The sequence below is a fragment of the Polaromonas sp. P1_F8 genome, assembly GCF_056405635.1.
Genome location: NZ_JBFUBS010000005.1, coordinates 161,364 through 179,131, shown reverse-complemented (window position 1 = coordinate 179,131; position 17,768 = coordinate 161,364). Strand labels below are relative to the sequence as shown.

At 61.4% G+C, this 17,768-nt stretch carries 17 protein-coding genes; 10 read left to right on the top strand and 7 right to left on the bottom strand.

What is annotated here, in order from left to right; genetic code table 11:
• Positions 1 to 332 precede the first annotated feature (332 nt).
• Entirely contained in the window at positions 333 to 1,034 is a 702-nt protein-coding gene (locus AC1D1J_RS18065; RefSeq protein ID WP_477695460.1) for a GntR family transcriptional regulator, read from the bottom strand.
• 186 nt (positions 1,035 to 1,220) lie between these two features.
• Here AC1D1J_RS18065 and AC1D1J_RS18060 point away from each other — a divergent pair, with 186 nt between their 5' ends.
• Positions 1,221 to 2,249 carry a Bug family tripartite tricarboxylate transporter substrate binding protein gene (locus AC1D1J_RS18060; protein ID WP_477695459.1) on the top strand — a complete coding sequence of 343 codons (1,029 nt, stop codon included), beginning with the start codon at positions 1,221 to 1,223 and terminating at the stop codon, positions 2,247 to 2,249.
• Between the two features lie 115 nt (positions 2,250 to 2,364).
• On the opposite strand, the gene AC1D1J_RS18055 is transcribed toward AC1D1J_RS18060, so the two are convergent.
• From AC1D1J_RS18055 to AC1D1J_RS18030, 6 genes are all read right to left on the bottom strand, one after another.
• On the bottom strand, positions 2,365 to 2,673 hold the full coding sequence (locus AC1D1J_RS18055; RefSeq protein ID WP_457278868.1) for a winged helix-turn-helix transcriptional regulator: 309 nt from the start codon (positions 2,671 to 2,673) through the stop codon (positions 2,365 to 2,367).
• 229 nt (positions 2,674 to 2,902) lie between these two features.
• Entirely contained in the window at positions 2,903 to 3,967 is a 1,065-nt protein-coding gene (locus AC1D1J_RS18050; protein ID WP_477695458.1) for a Gfo/Idh/MocA family protein, read from the bottom strand.
• Between the two features lie 2 nt (positions 3,968 to 3,969).
• Positions 3,970 to 4,947 carry a Bug family tripartite tricarboxylate transporter substrate binding protein gene (locus tag AC1D1J_RS18045; protein WP_477686827.1) on the bottom strand — a complete coding sequence of 326 codons (978 nt, stop codon included), beginning with the start codon at positions 4,945 to 4,947 and terminating at the stop codon, positions 3,970 to 3,972.
• A 42-nt stretch (positions 4,948 to 4,989) separates the two neighbouring features.
• Positions 4,990 to 5,979, bottom strand: a complete 990-nt coding sequence (locus AC1D1J_RS18040) for a sialic acid TRAP transporter substrate-binding protein SiaP (RefSeq protein ID WP_477686828.1) — start codon at positions 5,977 to 5,979, stop codon at positions 4,990 to 4,992.
• Positions 5,980 to 6,130: 151 nt separating this feature from the next.
• Positions 6,131 to 7,498, bottom strand: coding sequence for a glucarate dehydratase (gene gudD, locus AC1D1J_RS18035; protein ID WP_477695457.1), 1,368 nt, complete (start codon positions 7,496 to 7,498; stop codon positions 6,131 to 6,133).
• A gap of 65 nt (positions 7,499 to 7,563) precedes the next feature.
• Entirely contained in the window at positions 7,564 to 8,337 is a 774-nt protein-coding gene (locus AC1D1J_RS18030; protein WP_477671062.1) for a FadR/GntR family transcriptional regulator, read from the bottom strand.
• 216 nt (positions 8,338 to 8,553) lie between these two features.
• Between AC1D1J_RS18030 and AC1D1J_RS18025 the strand changes: the two genes are divergently transcribed.
• The 9 genes from AC1D1J_RS18025 (at position 8,554) to glxR (ending at position 17,761) form a co-directional block, all read left to right on the top strand.
• Positions 8,554 to 9,363, top strand: coding sequence for an NAD-dependent epimerase/dehydratase family protein (locus AC1D1J_RS18025; RefSeq protein ID WP_477686830.1), 810 nt, complete (start codon positions 8,554 to 8,556; stop codon positions 9,361 to 9,363).
• A 15-nt stretch (positions 9,364 to 9,378) separates the two neighbouring features.
• Positions 9,379 to 10,275: an SMP-30/gluconolactonase/LRE family protein gene (locus tag AC1D1J_RS18020; protein WP_477695456.1), complete on the top strand. Its 897-nt coding sequence runs from the start codon at positions 9,379 to 9,381 to the stop codon at positions 10,273 to 10,275.
• 46 nt (positions 10,276 to 10,321) lie between these two features.
• Positions 10,322 to 11,293 carry a TRAP transporter substrate-binding protein gene (locus AC1D1J_RS18015; RefSeq protein WP_477686832.1) on the top strand — a complete coding sequence of 324 codons (972 nt, stop codon included), beginning with the start codon at positions 10,322 to 10,324 and terminating at the stop codon, positions 11,291 to 11,293.
• Between the two features lie 155 nt (positions 11,294 to 11,448).
• On the top strand, positions 11,449 to 11,937 hold the full coding sequence (locus AC1D1J_RS18010) for a TRAP transporter small permease (RefSeq protein ID WP_477686833.1): 489 nt from the start codon (positions 11,449 to 11,451) through the stop codon (positions 11,935 to 11,937).
• Between the two features lie 5 nt (positions 11,938 to 11,942).
• Positions 11,943 to 13,241 carry a TRAP transporter large permease gene (locus AC1D1J_RS18005; protein WP_477686834.1) on the top strand — a complete coding sequence of 433 codons (1,299 nt, stop codon included), beginning with the start codon at positions 11,943 to 11,945 and terminating at the stop codon, positions 13,239 to 13,241.
• Positions 13,242 to 13,269: 28 nt separating this feature from the next.
• Positions 13,270 to 14,361, top strand: a complete 1,092-nt coding sequence (locus AC1D1J_RS18000) for a lactonase family protein (RefSeq protein ID WP_477686835.1) — start codon at positions 13,270 to 13,272, stop codon at positions 14,359 to 14,361.
• The gene (garD, locus tag AC1D1J_RS17995; RefSeq protein ID WP_477686836.1) at positions 14,361 to 15,947 is read left to right on the top strand and encodes a galactarate dehydratase; all 1,587 of its coding nucleotides are present in this window, start codon (positions 14,361 to 14,363) and stop codon (positions 15,945 to 15,947) included. The genes AC1D1J_RS18000 and garD overlap by 1 nt, the downstream gene beginning before the upstream one ends.
• An 83-nt stretch (positions 15,948 to 16,030) precedes the next feature.
• A complete protein-coding gene (gene garL, locus AC1D1J_RS17990) occupies positions 16,031 to 16,813 on the top strand; it encodes a 2-dehydro-3-deoxyglucarate aldolase (RefSeq protein WP_477686837.1) in 783 nt (260 codons plus the stop codon).
• A 66-nt stretch (positions 16,814 to 16,879) separates the two neighbouring features.
• Complete coding sequence (gene glxR / locus AC1D1J_RS17985; RefSeq protein WP_477686838.1) at positions 16,880 to 17,761, top strand: 2-hydroxy-3-oxopropionate reductase; 882 nt, start codon at positions 16,880 to 16,882, stop codon at positions 17,759 to 17,761.
• Positions 17,762 to 17,768: the final 7 nt, after the last annotated feature.

The window sequence follows — 17,768 nt, the reverse complement described above, 5'->3', positions numbered from 1 at the left end:
AGCTGGGGATGGCAAAGCCCTTTTCAAGACAGGGGCTTCGTTTTTGGTCCAGATAGTTTGGCTGCGGGTGTGCGGCCAGGGGTGTCCAGCGCAGTTGGGGCCCTGCCGTTCCTGTGTGGACCGGTGTGCCCCAGCCGTAGAAACTGGTTCGTGGCCTGAATTGTAGTGGCTGGACACTCATGTTCCCGGCCGGTGGGGCTGGTTCTGGCTGCCCAACGAATGGCGCCCGAATGCAGGCCTGATGCTATGTTATTGATAGCTGCTGGCGCACATTCCTGTTGGGCTGAAAGGCTAAAACGTCGAAATTTCAGGTGGAGACGGCAAAAACCGCTTCAAGGCGCTGCCGGTTTCTGCATGCGCATCATCAGCTCGCGCTTGTTGTCACGGCTGCGGTGGGCATGTTCGCGCATCAGGGCTTCGGCGCGCGCCCCTTCACCGGCCAGCAGTGCGGCCAGCACATCTTCGTGGTCGGTTTGTGCGCGCTGGATGAAGCCGTATTCCAGCAGCGGCAGGGCACCGTTCAGGCTGAGCGCTCCGGCGCCGGCCATCGGCGTTTTGCTGACGTGGGCCAGTGCTGAGAGTAATGTGCTGTTGCCGGCGGCGTGTGCCAGGGCGCCATGAAAGCGGGCGTTCATCGGGACCCAGCGGGCTGCGTCAATCACATGGCCGACGGCCCGTGCCTGCTCCAGCAGCAGACGGCCTTCCTCGACGCAGGCCTGCAGGGCCCCCCGGATTTCGGGCGCAATGCCGCGCTCGGCCGCCTGCCTTGCTGCCATGCCTTCCAGCACGCCCCGCACGTCGACTGCATTGGCAATTTCATCAACGCTGAATTGCCTGACGCGAAAGCCGCGTGTCGGCAGGCGTTCCAGCAAGCCTTCCTTTTCCAGCTCGCCGAGCGCAATACGGATCGGTGTGCGCGAAACCGCCAATTGGGCGGACAGCTCAAGCTCCACCATGCGTTCGCCCGGGGCCGCCTGGCCGCTGAGGATTCTTTGCCTCAATGTCTGCGTGGTGTAGTCAATCTGGGAGGACATAGGCTTAGGGGTGAGTGAACGAACAGTGAAAGTGGGCGAATTATTGCATGCAGTATCTTGATTTATTAGGGTTTATCAGGGAGATATATCAATTATTGCGTGCAATAAAATAAGATAGCTAAGTATTTCTTGCCTGTATGAACCATTCAACGCGCCGGTGGCGGCAGCGAGCCTCAGGAGACACCCATGAAGAATCTGCCCCGCTTCAATCGCTTGCGTAAGTTTGCCCGCACGGCGGCAGTCCGGCTGACTGCAGCTTGTGCGGCATCACTTGTCTTCAACGGCTTGTCAGTGGCATATGCCCAGCCGGCTGCAGCGTATCCCGGCAAGCCCGTCAAGCTCATCGTTCCTTTTCCGGCAGGCGGTGGTGGCGACACGTTGGCCCGACTGGTCATGCTGCGCGCGGCCAAAGAGCTCGGCCAGCCCATCGTGGTCGAAAACCTGGGCGGCGCCGGCGGAAACGTGGGCAGTGCAACAGCGGCCAAGGCGCCGGCCGATGGCTATACCTTGCTGTACGGCACCAACGGCACACATGCGATCAACCACGCGATCTACAAGTCACCCGGCTTCAACCCGACTCGCGACTTCGAGCCCGTGACCCAGCTCACCCGCATCGCCGCCATGGTGGTGGTGCGGCCCACGCTGCAAGTCAACTCCATGGCGGAACTCACCAGGCTGCTCAAGGCCAATCCGGGCAAATACACCTTTGGCTCCGCCGGCAACGGCACGACGTCCCACCTGGCCGGAGAAATCTACAAGTCGCGCGCGGGCCTGGCGGTGGTGCACATACCTTATCGCGGCGGCGCACAGGCCATGACGGACCTGATCGGCGGGCAGGTCGACATGATGATCGAGGTCATGCCGAATGCCGCACCGCAGGCGAAAAGCGGACGTGTCAAACCATTGGCGGTGACGACAGCCACGCGCGTGGCGGGCTGGCCCGATGTGCCGACTATTGCGGAGTCGGGTCTGCCCGGATTCGATGTCAGCGCGTGGGATGCGATTTTTGTTCCGGCCGGAACGCCCAGGCCCATCGTCAATCGCCTGAACGAAGCGATCCACAAAGCCCTGGCAGATCCGGAATTGCGCGCACAGCTGCAGTCGCGTGGAGCCGAGGTGGCGCCGGGCACCCCTGAGGAGCTGGCCAGGCATATTGCCGGCAGCATGACCCTGTGGGGTGATGCAGTGAAACGTTCCGGCGCTGCAGTGGATTAGGGCGGCGGGAAGTGCGTGGATGAACACCACATGAATACCTGTTGATCGGTAAAACAGCGCAACAAAAAAGCGACCTCGAAGGTCGCTTTTTTTTCGGGCCAGGCTGCCAGGTAATTTACTTTTTCTTGGTCTGACTGACGGCCCACTTGCCGGCAAATGCCTGCAGGTCGTTCAGACGCTTGAGCAGGTCGGCGCCCAGCGTGGTGACCGTGTAGCCGTCACTGCCGTGGCCCAGCAGGCCGGCTGCGCGCAATTCCTTGATGCGGGTATTGAGGGTGTTGGGTGTGATGCTGCCGATGCTGTCTTGCAGGAGGCGGAACGTCTGGGGGTGGCCGTCTTTCAGGGCCCACAGCACGCGCAGTGCGTAGCGTGCTTCCAGCAGTTCAAGCAATTGGCCTACCGCTGCATTTTCTTTGGCACTCATCAGGTTATCTCCTCGGGTCACAGTTTGGTCACAGGGGGTTGTTAAGCAGAAAGCTTCGAAAGCTTGGGGCCAAATATAACGCAAATTGCTGACTGCTACGAGTTTTATAGCTGCCCACGCCCGCTGCGGTTGGACTACAGCCTGAAACTCTCTTGGAAAACCCTGATGCGCCGGATGCGGCAATGGGCTTAAAGAACGCACCGGGTAAGCCCAAGCGCATCATTTCTACCTACATCACTGGGATCCGTGTTGCCGGATGAAGTGCTACAGCGCTGCCTGTTCTGGAGGACTCCATGATCGCTTCAATCACCTGTTGCACGCCAAGTGCGGAGCGCCCCGTCACGGCGGGCGCGCATCCATTCCGGACAGCGCGAATGAAATCCTGCAGCACGGCGCGATGAGCGGCATGGTCGAAGGCCATGGGGTTGGCGCCTCCGCCGGAGGCCTGGCGTGCACCAGCGGTCAGCGTCTTTCCGCTGGAAAAAACCGCCTGCATTTCACCGCCTTCCAGCGTCACGGTGCCCTGGATGAAGTTGAGTTCAATGCGCTCGGGAAAACCGGGGTAGGCCGCCGTGGTGGCCTGAACCACAGCGACCGCACCGCTGCCGTAGTGCAGCAGTGCGGCAGCCGTGTCTTCGCCCTCCATGCGATGCACTGCGCTGGTGCTGGCAACGCCTGTGACGCGCTCCGGCATGCCGGTGAAGCTGAGCAGCAGGTCGAGCGTATGAATGGCTTGCGTGATCAGCACGCCGCCGCCGTCCCGCGCCAGGGTGCCGCGTCCGGGCTCATCGTAATAACTTTGTGGCCGCCACCACCGGATCGACGCGGCGGCGCTGACCAGCGGGCCCATAGCGTAGTCACGCAGCAGTGCTGCCACGGCAAGGGCCGCGTCGCGCATGCGGTGCTGCAGCATCACCGCCAGCATGACGCCCGCGGTTTCGCAAGTCTCGACCAATGCGTTGGCCCGGTTCAAATCAATTTCGAGGGGTTTTTCGACCAGCACGTGCTTGCCCGCATGCGCAGCCTGCTGGACAAGATCAAGATGGGTATTGGGCGGCGTGAGAACCAGCACGGCTTTTACGCTGGCGTCTTCCAGAATATCTTCCAGGCGTGTGGTTCGGCGCGCCCCTTGGGGCACTTCTACAGCGGCCAGTCGTTCGGCGTTTCGCGCATAAACCCAGGCGACGTCTGCTTCGCTGGCCAGGTCTTCAAGACTTCGGAAGTGAGGTGCCGAGCCCAGCCCTGCACCAATGACGGCGAGGCGTAGCCGCGCAGGGCTGGGTACGGACAGCATGTTCAGTCAAGCTTGACGTTGGCCGCCTTGATGACTTGCGCCCATTTCTCGACCTCTGCCTTCTGGAAGGCGGAGACCTGCTCGATCGTCATGCTGGACGGTTGCATGCCCAGCCCTTTGAGGCGTTCCTGCATCTCGGGCTGCGCGGTGATTTTCATGATTTCATCGTGCAGCCTGTCAATGATGGGCTTGGGGGTGCCGGTGGGAACAAAAATGGCTTGCCATGAGGCAACCTCAAATCCGGGGACGGATTCGGCCACCGTGGGCACGTTCGGCATGGACTCCAGGCGCTTGGCGGAGGTGACCGCCAGCGCACGCACCTTGCCGCTCTGGATATGCGGACCTGCCACGACCGTGGTGTCGAACATCATGTCCACCTGCCCGCCGATCACGTCCTGGATGGCGGGGCCGCTGCCTTTGTAGGGCACATGGATGAACTGGGTGCCCGACTTGAAGCCCAGCAGTTCCAGCGAAAGATGCTGTGACGTGCCGCTGCCGGCCGATGCGGACGAAATGGTTTTGGGTTTGGCCTTCGCGGCGGCCAGCACGTCCTGCAGCGTTTTGTAAGGGCTGTTGGCCCCCACCACCAGCACGACCGGGTTGGTGCCGATGAGCGCCACCGGCGAGAAAGACTTGATCGGGTCGTAGCCCAGTTTCGGGTAAAGGCTCACATTGATGGCATGCGAGCTGACGGTGCCGCCCAGCATCGTGTAGCCATCTGCCGGTGCGCGGGACGCGACTTCCGAGCCGACGCTGCCGCCAGCACCGCCCTTGTTGTCAATCACGATGGTGGTGCCGAGTACCGGCCCGAGTTTTTGGCCAATCAGCCGGCCCAGGATGTCGGTGGTGCCGCCTGCAGGAAACGGCACGATGAAGGTGATGGGCTTGCTGGGCCATTTGTCTTGTGCGAGGGCGGGAAGGCCCAGCGCCGACAGGGCAGCGGCAGCAAGTGCGGAATGGATGAGGGAACGGCGTTTCATGGTGTCTCCTGTGTGTTGTCTGATGGTGTTGGCTGGAACTACTTACTTGATGGCCTGAATGCGCTCATACAGGCTCTTGGGCCAGGGGGCATCGGCTGCGGTCAGCGAAGGCAAGACCGCTGCGGCAAAAGGCGCGCGGTCTACCTTGTTGACGGTTTTGCCTTTCTTCTCGAACTCGGCGACCAGGCGGTTTTCGGCATCGACGATGTCCTGGCTGGCGCGGCTCGACGCCTCCCAGAGCACCTGGTCGAAGACCTTCTTGTCGGCCTCACTGAGTTTGGACCAGACCGAGCTCGACACGGCCGTGAGCAGCGATTCGGTGATGTGGCCGGTCAGGGTGATGTATTTCTGGACTTCGTAAAACCTTTTGGCCTCGATAGTGGGCAGCGGGTTTTCCTGTGCATCGACCGTGCCGTTTTGCAGCGCCAGGTAGACCTCGGCAAAGGCGATGGGCGTCGGGTTCGCGCCCACGGCCCTTGGGAACATCACAAAAAGTGGTGCGTCGGGTACGCGCAGCTTGAGGCCCTTCATGTCGTCTGGTTTGTTGATGACCTTGTTGGAGGTCATGTGGCGCAGGCCGTAGTAGGTGTAGCCTGCAATGTGCTGGCCGCCGGTTTTGCTGGCATAACCCTGAGCCAGCTCCTGAAAGATCGGGCCGTTACGGAATGCCTGGAAGTGCGCGTAATCGCGAAACACAAAAGGCGCGGCGGCGATCGACAGCGGCGGGTGTGCACGCCCGGCAAAGGCCGCGCCGGTGTAGATGATGTCGACGGTGCCCAGTGTCAGACCCTGGTTGATGTCGGTTTCCTTGCCCAGGGATGAGGCCGGGAAGACCTCCACCACATAGCGGCCGTTGGTCTTCTTCCTGATTTCGTCGGCGGCCCAGACCGCTTGCTTGTGAAAGGTCTCCGAGGTCTCGTAGACGTGAGCCCATTTGAGTTTGGTCTGGGCTGCGGCGGCGCCTGCGCCCAGCGTGCCGGCCAGTGCCAGCAGCGTCGCACCCGCAATGCTGCAAAGGGTTCTGCGTTTCATGTCTTGTCTCCTGATTGTTTTAGTGGCTCAGTGGGTATCGTTGGTGGGGAAAGGGCGCCGCGGTATACCGCCCCCGGCGCTTGGTGGATGCCCTATGCAAATGGGCATGGCAGGTTTCCGGAATCCTCTAAATTCCGGCGACCTGCTGGATTTATCGAACCATGCAGGGCATCTTGTTGTTGAATTTCCAGTCGGGGATCAGGTATTGCATGGCCACGGCATCGTCGCGCGCACCGAGGCCGTGCTTGAGATAAAGCTGGTGCGCTTTTTCCACTTCAGCCATGTCCAGCTCTACGCCGAGGCCCGGTGTTTTCGGCACTGCAACCTGGCCGTCCACAATTTGCAAGGGTGCCTTGGTCAGGCGCTGGCCGTCCTGCCAGATCCAGTGCGTGTCAATCGCGGTGACTTTGCCCGGCGCGGCCGCAGCCACGTGGGTGAACATGGCCAGGGAAATGTCGAAGTGGTTGTTGGAGTGCGAGCCCCAGGTCAGCCCCCATGTCTGGCAGATCTGCGCGACGCGTACCGAGCCTTGCATGGTCCAGAAATGCGGGTCGGCCAGCGGGATATCGACTGACTGCAGGTGAATGGTGTGCGACAGCTCACGCCAGTCGGTGGCGATCATGTTGGTGGCGGTCGGCAGGCCGGTGGCCCGGCGAAACTCCGCCATCACTTCGCGGCCGGAGAACACGCCTTCGGCGCCGCAGGGGTCTTCTGCATAGGCCAGCACATCGCCGCGGCCCTGGCAGATGCGGATGGCATCCTTGAGCAGCCACCCGCCGTTCGGGTCCAGTGTGATGCGCGCATCGGGAAAACGTTCGGAGAGGGCGATGATGGCTTCCATCTCTTCCTCGCCCCGCAGCACGCCGCCTTTGAGCTTGAAATCCTTGAAGCCGTACCGCTTGTAAGCCGCTTCGGCCAGTGCCACGATGCCATCGGCGTCCATGGCGGCCTCGTGGCGCAGGCGCAGCCAGTCGTCCTCTGCATCCGGCGCACTGCCATAGGCCAGGTCCGTCTGCTTGCGATCGGCCACATAAAAGAGGTAGCCCAGCATGGCCACCGAATCCCGCTGCTGGCCTTCGCCAAGCAACGCCGCCACTGGCACGCCCAGGAATTGCCCGAGCAGGTCGAGCAGGGCGCTTTCCACGGCAGTGACGGCATGAATCGCCACACGAAGGTCGAAGGTCTGGTTGCCGCGGCCGCCGCTGTCGCGGTCGGCAAAACGTGTGCGCAGGGTGTTGAGAATCTGGTTCCACGCGCCTACCGATTGCCCTTCGATCAGTTCACGGGCGTCTTCCAGGGTGTTGCGGATCTTCTCGCCGCCCGGTACTTCACCTACGCCGGTGCGGCCTGAACTATCGGTCAGGATCAGCAGGTTCCGGGTAAAAAATGGGCCGTGGGCACCGCTGAGGTTTAACAGCATGCTGTCCTGGCCGGCCACGGGAATCACCTGCACGCGAGTGATTCGGGGAGTTTGGGAAAGGGCGTGAGGGGCTGTTGCGGGAGCGTTTGAAGCGGGCATACCGGACTTGCTTGTAGGATGGTTGATAAAACAATTTATCAGTTATCGTACAACTCGTCGATTATTTATGCAACCAGATTTGTACCCAGAGTGCGGGGTGCTTGAGGTTCGGAAGGCTCTTCGGGTGGCTGCATGGTGTGCGCGTTATTGCCCCGGCGAAGCCGTTCACGGCTATTGGACAGGTGCGTCCGCATGGCGGCGCGTGCGGCTTCCGCATCCTGGTTGCGAATGGCGTTGTAGATGCTCTCGTGCTCGCTGTTGACCCGCTGCAGGTAGTTGAAGCGGCCTTCGGGTGCGCTGTGCGCCGTGTTGACGCGAGTGCGCGGAATGATCATGGTGCCCAGGTAGGTCATCAGGTCGGCGAAGTGCCGGTTGCCCGTGGCGCGGGCCACTTCCATATGGAACTGGAAGTCCGGTGGCACGGCGTCGGAGTCCAGGCTGATGGAGTCGTGAAAGGCGCGCAGTGCATTTTCCAGGGCCTTGAGGTTTTCTGGCGTTCTCCTCTGGGCGGCAAGGCCGGCGGCTTCGGTTTCCAGGCTGATGCGCAGCTCCAGCACCGAGATCACATCGGCCACGGTGGCAAAGTCCTCGGCGGTGATCTTGAAGTTGCCGGCGTCCTGCGGTTGCAGGACAAAGGTGCCGATGCCGTGCCGGGTTTCGACCAGCCCTGAGGCCTGGAGCTTGGACAGTGACTCACGTACCACGGTCCGGCTCACGTCAAAACGGGCCATGATTTCGGCTTCAGTGGGCAGTTTTTCGCCCGGCTGCAGGTGACCTGAACGGATGCTGGTGGCCAGATTTTCGACGATCTCACTCACCAGTCCGCGGGGGCGGCGCATGCGCAACGGCTCTTCGTGAAAGCCAACCGTAAGGCCTGCCTCGGAGCGACTAGGGGTTTTCCTTGAGTCCATTAAAAAACCATTGACAAGCTAGGGGGCGAACTGGAGAATTCCAAGTCATCAGACAACCTATGACTGCGATGTTCTTGGGTTGACTTTAACAAACTTCATAAAAAAGTCCAGTGTTTGCAATCACACCGGGCACAGATGTAAAAAATGACGATCAAAGTTCACGAAAAGCTCTTGTTGACCGGCGCGGCCGGTGGCTTGGGCAAGGCCTTGCGCGAGCGTCTGAAGGCCAATTGCTCGCTACTCCGGCTGTCCGACGTGCAGCCTTTCGGTGCTGCCGGGGCCAACGAAGAGGTGATTTTGGCCGACCTGGCCGACTCGGCCGCCGTGCACACCATGGTTCAGGGCGTGGACGCGATTGTCCACCTGGGCGGTGTCTCGGTAGAAGGGCCCTTTGGCCCCATCCTGCAAGCCAACATCCTTGGCGCCTATAACTTGTATGAGGCCGCGCGCAAGAACGGCGTCAAGCGCATCGTCTTTGCCAGCTCCAATCACGTCACCGGCTTTTACCGCCAGGACCAGACCATCAATGCCGACCATCCGCCGCGGCCCGACGGTTTGTACGGCCTGAGCAAAGCCTTCGGTGAAGATCTCGCGCGCCTGTACTTTGACCGCTACGGCATTGAAACCGCTTGCGTGCGCATCGGCTCTTCATTTGCCGAGCCCAAAGACCGCCGCATGCTGGCCACCTGGTTGAGCTTTGACGACCTGCACCGCTTGATCACCGCCTGCCTGACCACGCCGGTGCTGGGCCACAGTATTGTGTTTGGCATGTCCGACAACGCCGTCACCTGGTGGGACAACAGCCGCGCACGCCACATCGGTTATGTGCCGAAAGACAGCTCGGACATCTTTCGCGAGGCCGTCTACGCCCGAACCCCCGCGCCTGACCTGAAAGACCCGATCGCCCAGTACCAGGGCGGCGGCTTCGTAGTAGCCGGTCCTTTCGGCGACTGAGTGGTCAGGATAAACATGGGCGAGCCTCACGTCGAGCTGGTTCTGGATGCGCGCAATGGCACGGGGGAAAGCCCTGTCTGGCAGGCTGCCGAGCAGGCGCTCTATTGGGTTGATATTCCGGCGCACAGGTTGTGCCGCTGGAGCGTGGCCGAAGGCGCGCTGACTGAATGGGCCGCCCCTGAAATGCTGGCCTGCGTTGCCTCGATAGGTGCAACGCAAGACTGGATCGCCGGCACTGAAAGCGGCGTGTTCCGCCTGAGCCCACGCGCAGATGGCCTGCTTGGGTTCAACCCGCTTGCCACCGTGACCCATGCCATGTCCGGCATGCGCTTCAACGACGGTCGCTGCGACCGTCAGGGGCGCTTTCTTGCCGGTACCATGTTGATGAATATGGCCGCTGGCGCACGGGTAGGCTGCATTTATAGCTATCAAAAGAATAGCGAACTCAAAATGCTGCTGGACGGCTTCATCACGCCGAACGGCATGGCCTTCAGCCCCGACGGCCGTACCATGTACCTGTCGGACTCGCATCCGTCGGTACAGACCATCTGGGCCTTTGACTACGACACCGAGACCGGCACGCCATCCAACCGGCGCGTCTTTGTCGACATGAACCCGCTACCCGGCCGCCCTGATGGCGCGGCAGTCGACGCCGACGGCTGCTACTGGATCTGCGGCAACGACGCCGGCCTGATTCATCGCTTCACGCCCACCGGCAAGCTGGACCGTTCGCTGGCCGTGCCGGTCAAAAAACCTGCCATGTGCGCCTTTGGCGGCGCCGGGCTCGACACCCTGTTCGTGACGTCGATACGCCCCGAAGGCATCGACTTATCTGACCAGCCGCTGGCCGGCGGTGTGTTCGCGCTGCGCCCTGGCGTGCGCGGGCTGCCTGAGCCCGCGTGCCTGTATTAAAAGTTCCTGTTACCTGTTTTCCACCACCAACCCTAGAGGATGAGACATGAAGATTAAAAAAACATTGTTTGCAGTTGCTGCTGCACTGGCGCTGATGCCGCTGGCAAGCTTCGCTACCGAGTTCCGCTCGTCGGACATCCACCCCGACGGTTACCCCACCGTCGAGGCTGTCAAGTTCATGGGTGAGCGCCTGAAGGTGTTGACCAACGGCAAGCACAGCATCAAGGTCTACAACAACGGCTCGCTGGGCAATGAAAAAGACACCATCGAGCAGACCAAGATCGGCGCGCTGCCGATGGTTCGCATCAACGTCGCGCCGATGAACAACATCTGCCCTGAAACGCAAGTGCCGACCATGCCTTTCCTGTTCCGCTCTGTGGACCATATGCGCAAGGTGCTTGACGGCCCCATCGGCGAGGAAATCCTGGCCTCCTGTGCGCCCATGGGTTTTGTGGGCCTGGCCTACTACGACAGCGGCGCCCGCTCGCTCTACACGGCCAAAAAGCCTGTCCGCACACTGGCCGACGCCAAGGGCATGAAGATTCGTGTCCAGCAGTCCGACCTGTGGGTTGCTTTGCTGGAAGCGATGGGCGCCAATGCGACGCCCATGCCTTACGGCGAGGTCTACACTGCCCTGAAGACCGGCCTGGTTGATGGCGCTGAAAACAACTACCCCTCGTACGAGAGCTCGCGTCACTTTGAAGTGGCCAAGTACTACTCGATCACCGAGCACTCGCTGGCGCCTGAAATGCTGCTGTTCTCCAAGCGCATCTGGGACGGCCTGACGCCGGATGACCAGAAGGCCCTTCGCCAGGCAGCCAAAGAGTCGGTGCCGTACATGCGCAAGCTGTGGGACGAGCGCGAAGCCAAGTCCAAGGCCATCGCCAAAGCCGGCGGCGCCGAGTTCATCGAAGTGGACAAAGCTTCCTTCCAGGCTGCCATGAAGCCGGTGTATGACAAGTTCATCGTGGACGCCAAGCTCAAGGAATTGGTCAAGCGCGTTCAGGACACCAAGTAAGTTTTGAATGAAGCCACCGGGGGATGTCGCAAGGCGCCTTCCCGGGGGCTGCTTATTTTCCGATCATTCGCGATTTCTTCGACAGTTTTTTGCCGCGCTGCCTTTCGCCGCAACCTAACCATTTAAATGCCGGGTTCACGATCCGGGACAACCTTATGTATACAACTATTTGCCGCAAGCTGGCCCGGGCCTGCATGTGGCTGGGCATTTTTGGGCTGATCGCGCTCATATGCGCGGTGAGCTGGCAGGTGTTCGGCCGCTACGTGATGAACAACACGCCCACGTGGGCGGAAAGCCTGGCCCTGCTTCTGGTGCTGTATGTCACCATGTTCGGCGTGGCTGTCGGTGTCCGTGACGCCGGGCACATCGGGCTGGAGTCCTTGCTCATCCTGGCGCCGGACTGGCTGCGCCTGAAGATGGAATACCTGATCCACGTGCTGGTCATGCTGTTTGGCGCGGCGATGGCGTGGAACTGCGCCTACCTGGCGATCTCGGTCTGGAGCTACCGTTTGCCCACCCTCTGGATTTCCGAGGGCTGGAGGTATGTGCCGGCGTCCATTGCCGGTGTCCTTATTGTGATGTTCTGCATTGAACACATCATCGCGCTCGCCCAAGGCCGCGAAGTCGAACCTGCCTGGGGCTGAAAATCATGACCGTTGCTCTCCTAATCCTTTCCCTTTCCTTCACGCTGTTTCTGTTGCTGGGTGTTCCGGTGGCTTTTGCCATCGGCCTGGCGGCGCTTTCAACGCTGCTCTATGAAGGCTTGCCGCTGGCGGTGGGCTTCCAGCAGATGACCTCGGGGATGAGTATTTTCTCGTTCCTCGCGATTCCATTTTTTATCTTTGCCGGCGAGTTGATGCTCTACGGCGGCATTGCCGACCGCATCGTCAACCTGGCACGCAATCTGGTCGGCCACGTGCGCGGCGGCCTGGGCATGTCGAACGTGGTGGCCTGCACCTTGTTTGGCGGCGTGTCCGGCTCACCTGTTGCGGACGTGTCCGCCATGGGTGCGGTGATGATTCCGATGATGAAAAAAGAGGGTTACCACGCCGACTATGCGGTCAACGTGACGACTCATGCGGCTTTGGTGGGGGCGCTCATGCCGACCAGCCACAACCTGATCATTTACTCACTGGCCGCCGGCGGCAAGGTATCGATTGCCGCACTGATCCTGGCTGCGCTTGTCCCGGCCGCGATCCTGACGATCTGTAATTTGGCGGCAGCCTATCTGGTGGCCGTCAAGCGCGGCTATCCCGCGGGCACTTTCCCAGGCTGGTCCATCGTGGCCCGCTCACTGGCGGCGGCGCTTCCAGGTCTCTTCATCGTGGTGCTCATCCTGGGCGGCATTTTGTCGGGGGTTTTCACCGCGACGGAATCTGCGGCGGTTGCTGTGCTGTATGCGCTGGCGCTGACGATTTTTGTGTACCGCACACTGAAGTGGGAGCATTTCATCAAGGCAGCGACCAAAGCCGTCAAAACGACCGGCGTGATCCTGCTGCTCATCGGCATTTCGGCCACATTCGGCTACCTCATCAGCCTTTACGGCGTTGCTCAACTGACCGGCGAGATGCTGTCGCAAATTACCACGACGCCGTGGGTGGTGTTCCTGCTGATCAACATCATCCTGTTTGTGCTGGGCACCTTTCTGGACATGGCCGCCACCATCTTGCTGTGCACGCCCATCTTCCTGCCGATCGCCCAGCAATACGGCATGACTTCGGTGCAGTTCGGCATTGTGCTGCTGATCAACTGCGCCCTGGGTCTGAACACACCGCCGGTGGGCACCACGCAGTTTGTGGGGTGTGCGATTGGCGGAGTTTCCGTGGGCACCGTGATGCGAACGATCTGGCCGTTCTACGGCGCGCTGATCTTCGCACTCGCGCTGGTGACCTTCATACCCGCGTTCTCTACGTGGCTGCCCAGCCTTTACATGAACATCGGCAAGTAAAAAGTTCAGCATAAAAACGGAGACATTCATGACCACAGGAATTTCAGTTCGCCAGACCCTGATTCCCGCTGTTTTCGTCGCGGCCATGGCTGCCGTCGGCGGCAGCAGCGCGGCCACTTGGGTGTACGTCGCCAACGCCGACAGCCAGGAGATATCGGTGTTTCAGCTGGACCGCGCCGCAAGCGCCCTCAGGCCGGTGGCGAGGGTTCCTGTGGGCGGCACCGCCATGCCCATGGTGGTCAGCAAGGACAAAAAATTCCTGTACGTGGCCCTGCGCTCGCAGCCGTTTCGCGTTGTCACCTTTGCCATCGACGGCGCCAATGGCGGGCTGAAGAAACTCGGCGAGGCATCATTGGCCGACAGCATGGCCAACATCGACCTGGACGCCTCTGGCCGCTGGCTCTTTGCCGCCTCCTATGGCGGCAACAAGATCACGGTGAACAGCGTGGGTGCCGACGGCCTTGTCGGGCCCGTCCAGCAGATCGTTCCGACTTCGCCCAACGCCCACGCCATTCACCAGGACCCCGCGGGCCGTTATGTATTTGCCACCAGCCTGGGCGGCGACAACCTGTCGAGCTGGCGCTTCGACCCCAAGACCGGCCAGCTGAGCGCCAACGATCCGGCGCTGGTGAATGTGTCGCCGGCCAAAACCGGCCCGCGGCACTTCCTGTGGAACAAGGCCCAGACGCATGTCTACCTGCTTAACGAACTGGACGGCGGTGTGGATGTGTTTGCATACGACGCTGGCAAGGGCGCCATGCGCCATCTGCAGCGAAGCACTGTCATGCCGGCTGGTTTTACGGGCAAGCCATGGGCGGCAGACCTCCAGCTGTCCGCCGACGGACGGTATCTATATGGATCGGAGCGTACTTCCAGCACGTTGACCACATTCAAAATAGACCCTGCCACCGGCCTGCTGCAAACAGCCGGCACAACGCCCACTGAGAAAACGCCCCGCGGCTTTGCGGTGGACTCGAGCGGCAAGTTCCTTATTTCTACCGGCCAGGACTCCCATGCCGTGTCGCTGCATCCGATCGATGCGGCCACGGGTGTGCCTGCCGCCGGGGTGAGCCAGCCTGCGGGCAAGAACCCGAACTGGGTGGAAATCGTCGACTTCTGATGGAACCCACCAACGTCAACCCTCTTTTTATCCGCATGCACGGTGCGGACAACGTCGCCATTGTTGCCAACGACGGCGGCCTGCCAGCGGGCGCAGTGTTTGCCGATGGGTTGACGCTGATCGAACGCGTTCCGCAGGGCCACAAGGTGGCGCTGGTCGACTTGTCCAAGGGCGCGGCAGTGCTGCGTTACAACGTGCCCATCGGCTACGCATTGAAAGATATTCCCGCCGGCAGCTGGGTGCACGAACGCCTGCTGGAGATGCCCGACGCGCGCACGCTGGACGCGCTCCCCATCGCCACCGTGCGGCCGGCCCCCCAGCCCGCGCTGGAGGGTTACACCTTTGAGGGCTACCGCAACCCGGACGGATCGGTCGGCAGCCGCAACATCCTGGCCATCACCACCACGGTGCAGTGCGTGGCCGGCGTGGTGGACTTCGCCGTCAAGCGCATCAAGGCAGAGTTGTTGCCCCGCTTTCCCAATGTCGATGATGTGGTGGGGCTGGAGCACACCTACGGCTGCGGCGTGGCCATCGACGCGCCGGACGCCATCATCCCGATCCGCACGCTGCGCAACATCAGCCTGAACCCCAACTTCGGCGGTGAAGTCATGGTGGTCAGCCTGGGCTGCGAGAAGCTGCAGCCTGAACGTTTGCTGCCGCCGGGCACCATCCAGATCGTGGACGAACGCAACGTGGCCGATGTGGGCACGAATGCGGAAGCCGCGCTGGATGTGGTATGCCTGCAGTCCGAGAACCATGTCGGTTTCATGTCCATGATTGATTCGGTCATGGACATGGCACTGCAACATCTCGAACGCCTGAATGCGCGACGCCGCGAAACGGTGCCCGCCAGCGAGCTGGTGGTGGGCGTGCAGTGCGGTGGCAGCGATGCATTCTCTGGCGTGACAGCTAACCCTGCGGTGGGCTTCGCGACAGACCTGCTGGTGCGTGCCGGGGCCACAGTGATGTTTTCCGAGACCACTGAAGTGCGCGACGGTATTGACCAGCTGACGTCGCGGGCCAGCAGCCCTGAAGTGGCCGCTGCGATGATCCGCGAGATGGCCTGGTATGACGCGTACCTCAAAAAAGGGCAGGTCGACCGCAGCGCCAACACTACGCCGGGCAACAAAAAAGGCGGCCTCTCCAATATCGTGGAAAAGGCCATGGGCTCCATCGTCAAGTCAGGCTCCGCGCCAATCAGCGGTGTATTGGCCCCCGGCGAAAAAGTGAAGCAAAAAGGCCTGATCTACGCCGCCACCCCCGCCAGCGACTTCATCTGCGGCACGCTGCAGCTGGCCGCGGGTATCAACATCCATGTGTTTACCACCGGCCGCGGCACGCCCTACGGCCTGGCCGAAGTGCCGGTCATCAAGGTGGCCACGCGAAGCGACCTGGCCCGGCGCTGGCACGACCTGATGGACATCAACGCCGGCCGCATTGCCGACGGAGACGCCACCATTGAAGACGTGGGCTGGGAGTTGTTCCAGTTCATGCTGGACGTTGCCAGCGGACGCAAGAAAACCTGGGCCGAACACTGGAAGCTGCACAACGCCCTGGTGTTATTCAACCCGGCGCCCATTACCTGATGCACTGATGCATTGACGTATAGATTCAAAGATTCACTGCCTACCTGATCAACAGAGACCATCGATAAAAAGAGAGTTAACTCATGACACAAGCAACCCCTTATCAAAGTTTTCCCAACAGCTTCAAGCGCGACCTGCTGGCCGGCAAAAAACTGATCGGCTGCTGGTCCTCGCTGTCCAATGCCATCACCACCGAGGTGCTGGGCGTGGCCGGCTTCGACTGGATCCTGCTTGATGGTGAACATTCGCCCAACGACATGGCCACCTACATCCCGCAACTGATGGCCCTGAAAGACAGCCGCAGCGCGCCGGTGGTGCGCCCGACCTCAAACAACTCAGTAGAGCTCAAGCGCCTGCTCGATGCCGGCTTCTACAACTTCCTGATTCCCTTTGTCGAAACCGCCGAGCAGGCCGCCAGCGCTGTCGCCGCCACGCGTTATCCGCCCCAGGGCATTCGAGGTGTCTCGGTATCCCAGCGCAGCAACAAGTACGGCACGGTGCCGGACTACCTCAAGTCCATCAACGACCACATCTGCGTGATGGTGCAGATCGAAAGCATCGCTGGCACGGCGGCTGCTGACGAGATCGCCGCCACCCCGGGTGTCGACTGCATGTTTGTCGGCCCGTCCGACCTGGCCGCCGGACTGGGCCACCTCGGCAATGCCGGGCACCCGGAGGTGCAGGCCGCCATGGTGAAAATTTTTGCCGCCGCCAAGGCGCACGGCAAGCCGGTCGGCATCCTGGCGCCGGTGGAAGCCGACGCACGCCGCTACATGGAGATGGGCGCAACTTTTGTCGGCGTCGGCAGCGATCTCGGCGTGTTCCGTGGCGCCACGCAGGCCCTGCGCGACAAATACCTCGCCTGATTTTTCTGTCATCCCGGACCGCGCGGCCGGGGCCACCGCTATTTTTTACGAACAAGGAACATTTTTATGAGCAAGCTTGGTTTTATCGGCCTGGGCATCATGGGCGCGCCGATGGCTGCGCACCTGATTGCAGCAGGACACGAGGTTTTCATGAACACGCGGAGCAAAGTGCCTGCGGCGCTCTTGACCGGCAAGGGTAAGGCCTGCGACTCCATCGCCGACGTAGTAAAGCAGGCGGACATCATTTTCCTGATGTTGCCCGACACGCCCGACGTAGAGAACGTGCTGTTTGGCGAGGGCGGAGTGGCCTCGGTGCTGACCAAGGGCAAGACAGTGGTCGACATGAGCTCGATCTCGCCGATGGACACCAAAGAGTTCGCCAAGAAAATAAACGCCCTGGGTTGCGACTACCTCGACGCCCCGGTGTCGGGCGGTGAAGTCGGCGCCAAGGCTGCGAGCCTGACCATCATGGTGGGCGGCCCGCAGGCGGCGTTTGACCTCGTCAAGCCCTTGTTCGAACTGATGGGCAAGAACATCACCCTGGTGGGCGGCAACGGCGACGGCCAGACCTGCAAGGTGGCGAACCAGATCATCGTGGCGCTGAACATTGCGGCCGTGGGCGAAGCCCTGCTGTTTGCCAGCAAGGCTGGCGCCGATCCAGCCAAAGTGCGCCAGGCGCTGATGGGCGGTTTTGCCTCATCGCGCATTCTGGAAGTTCATGGCGAACGCATGATCAAGCGCACCTTTGCGCCGGGCTTCCGTATCGGCTTGCACCAGAAAGATTTGAACCTCGCGCTCAGCGGTGCACGTACGCTGGGTCTGGCTTTACCGCAAACGGCGGGCGCCGCCCAGCTGATGCAGGCCTGCGCGGCCAACGGCATGCAGGACCTGGACCATTCCGCTCTGGTGCGCGCGCTTGAACTTCTGGGCAACCACGAAGTCGCGTAACTCATCC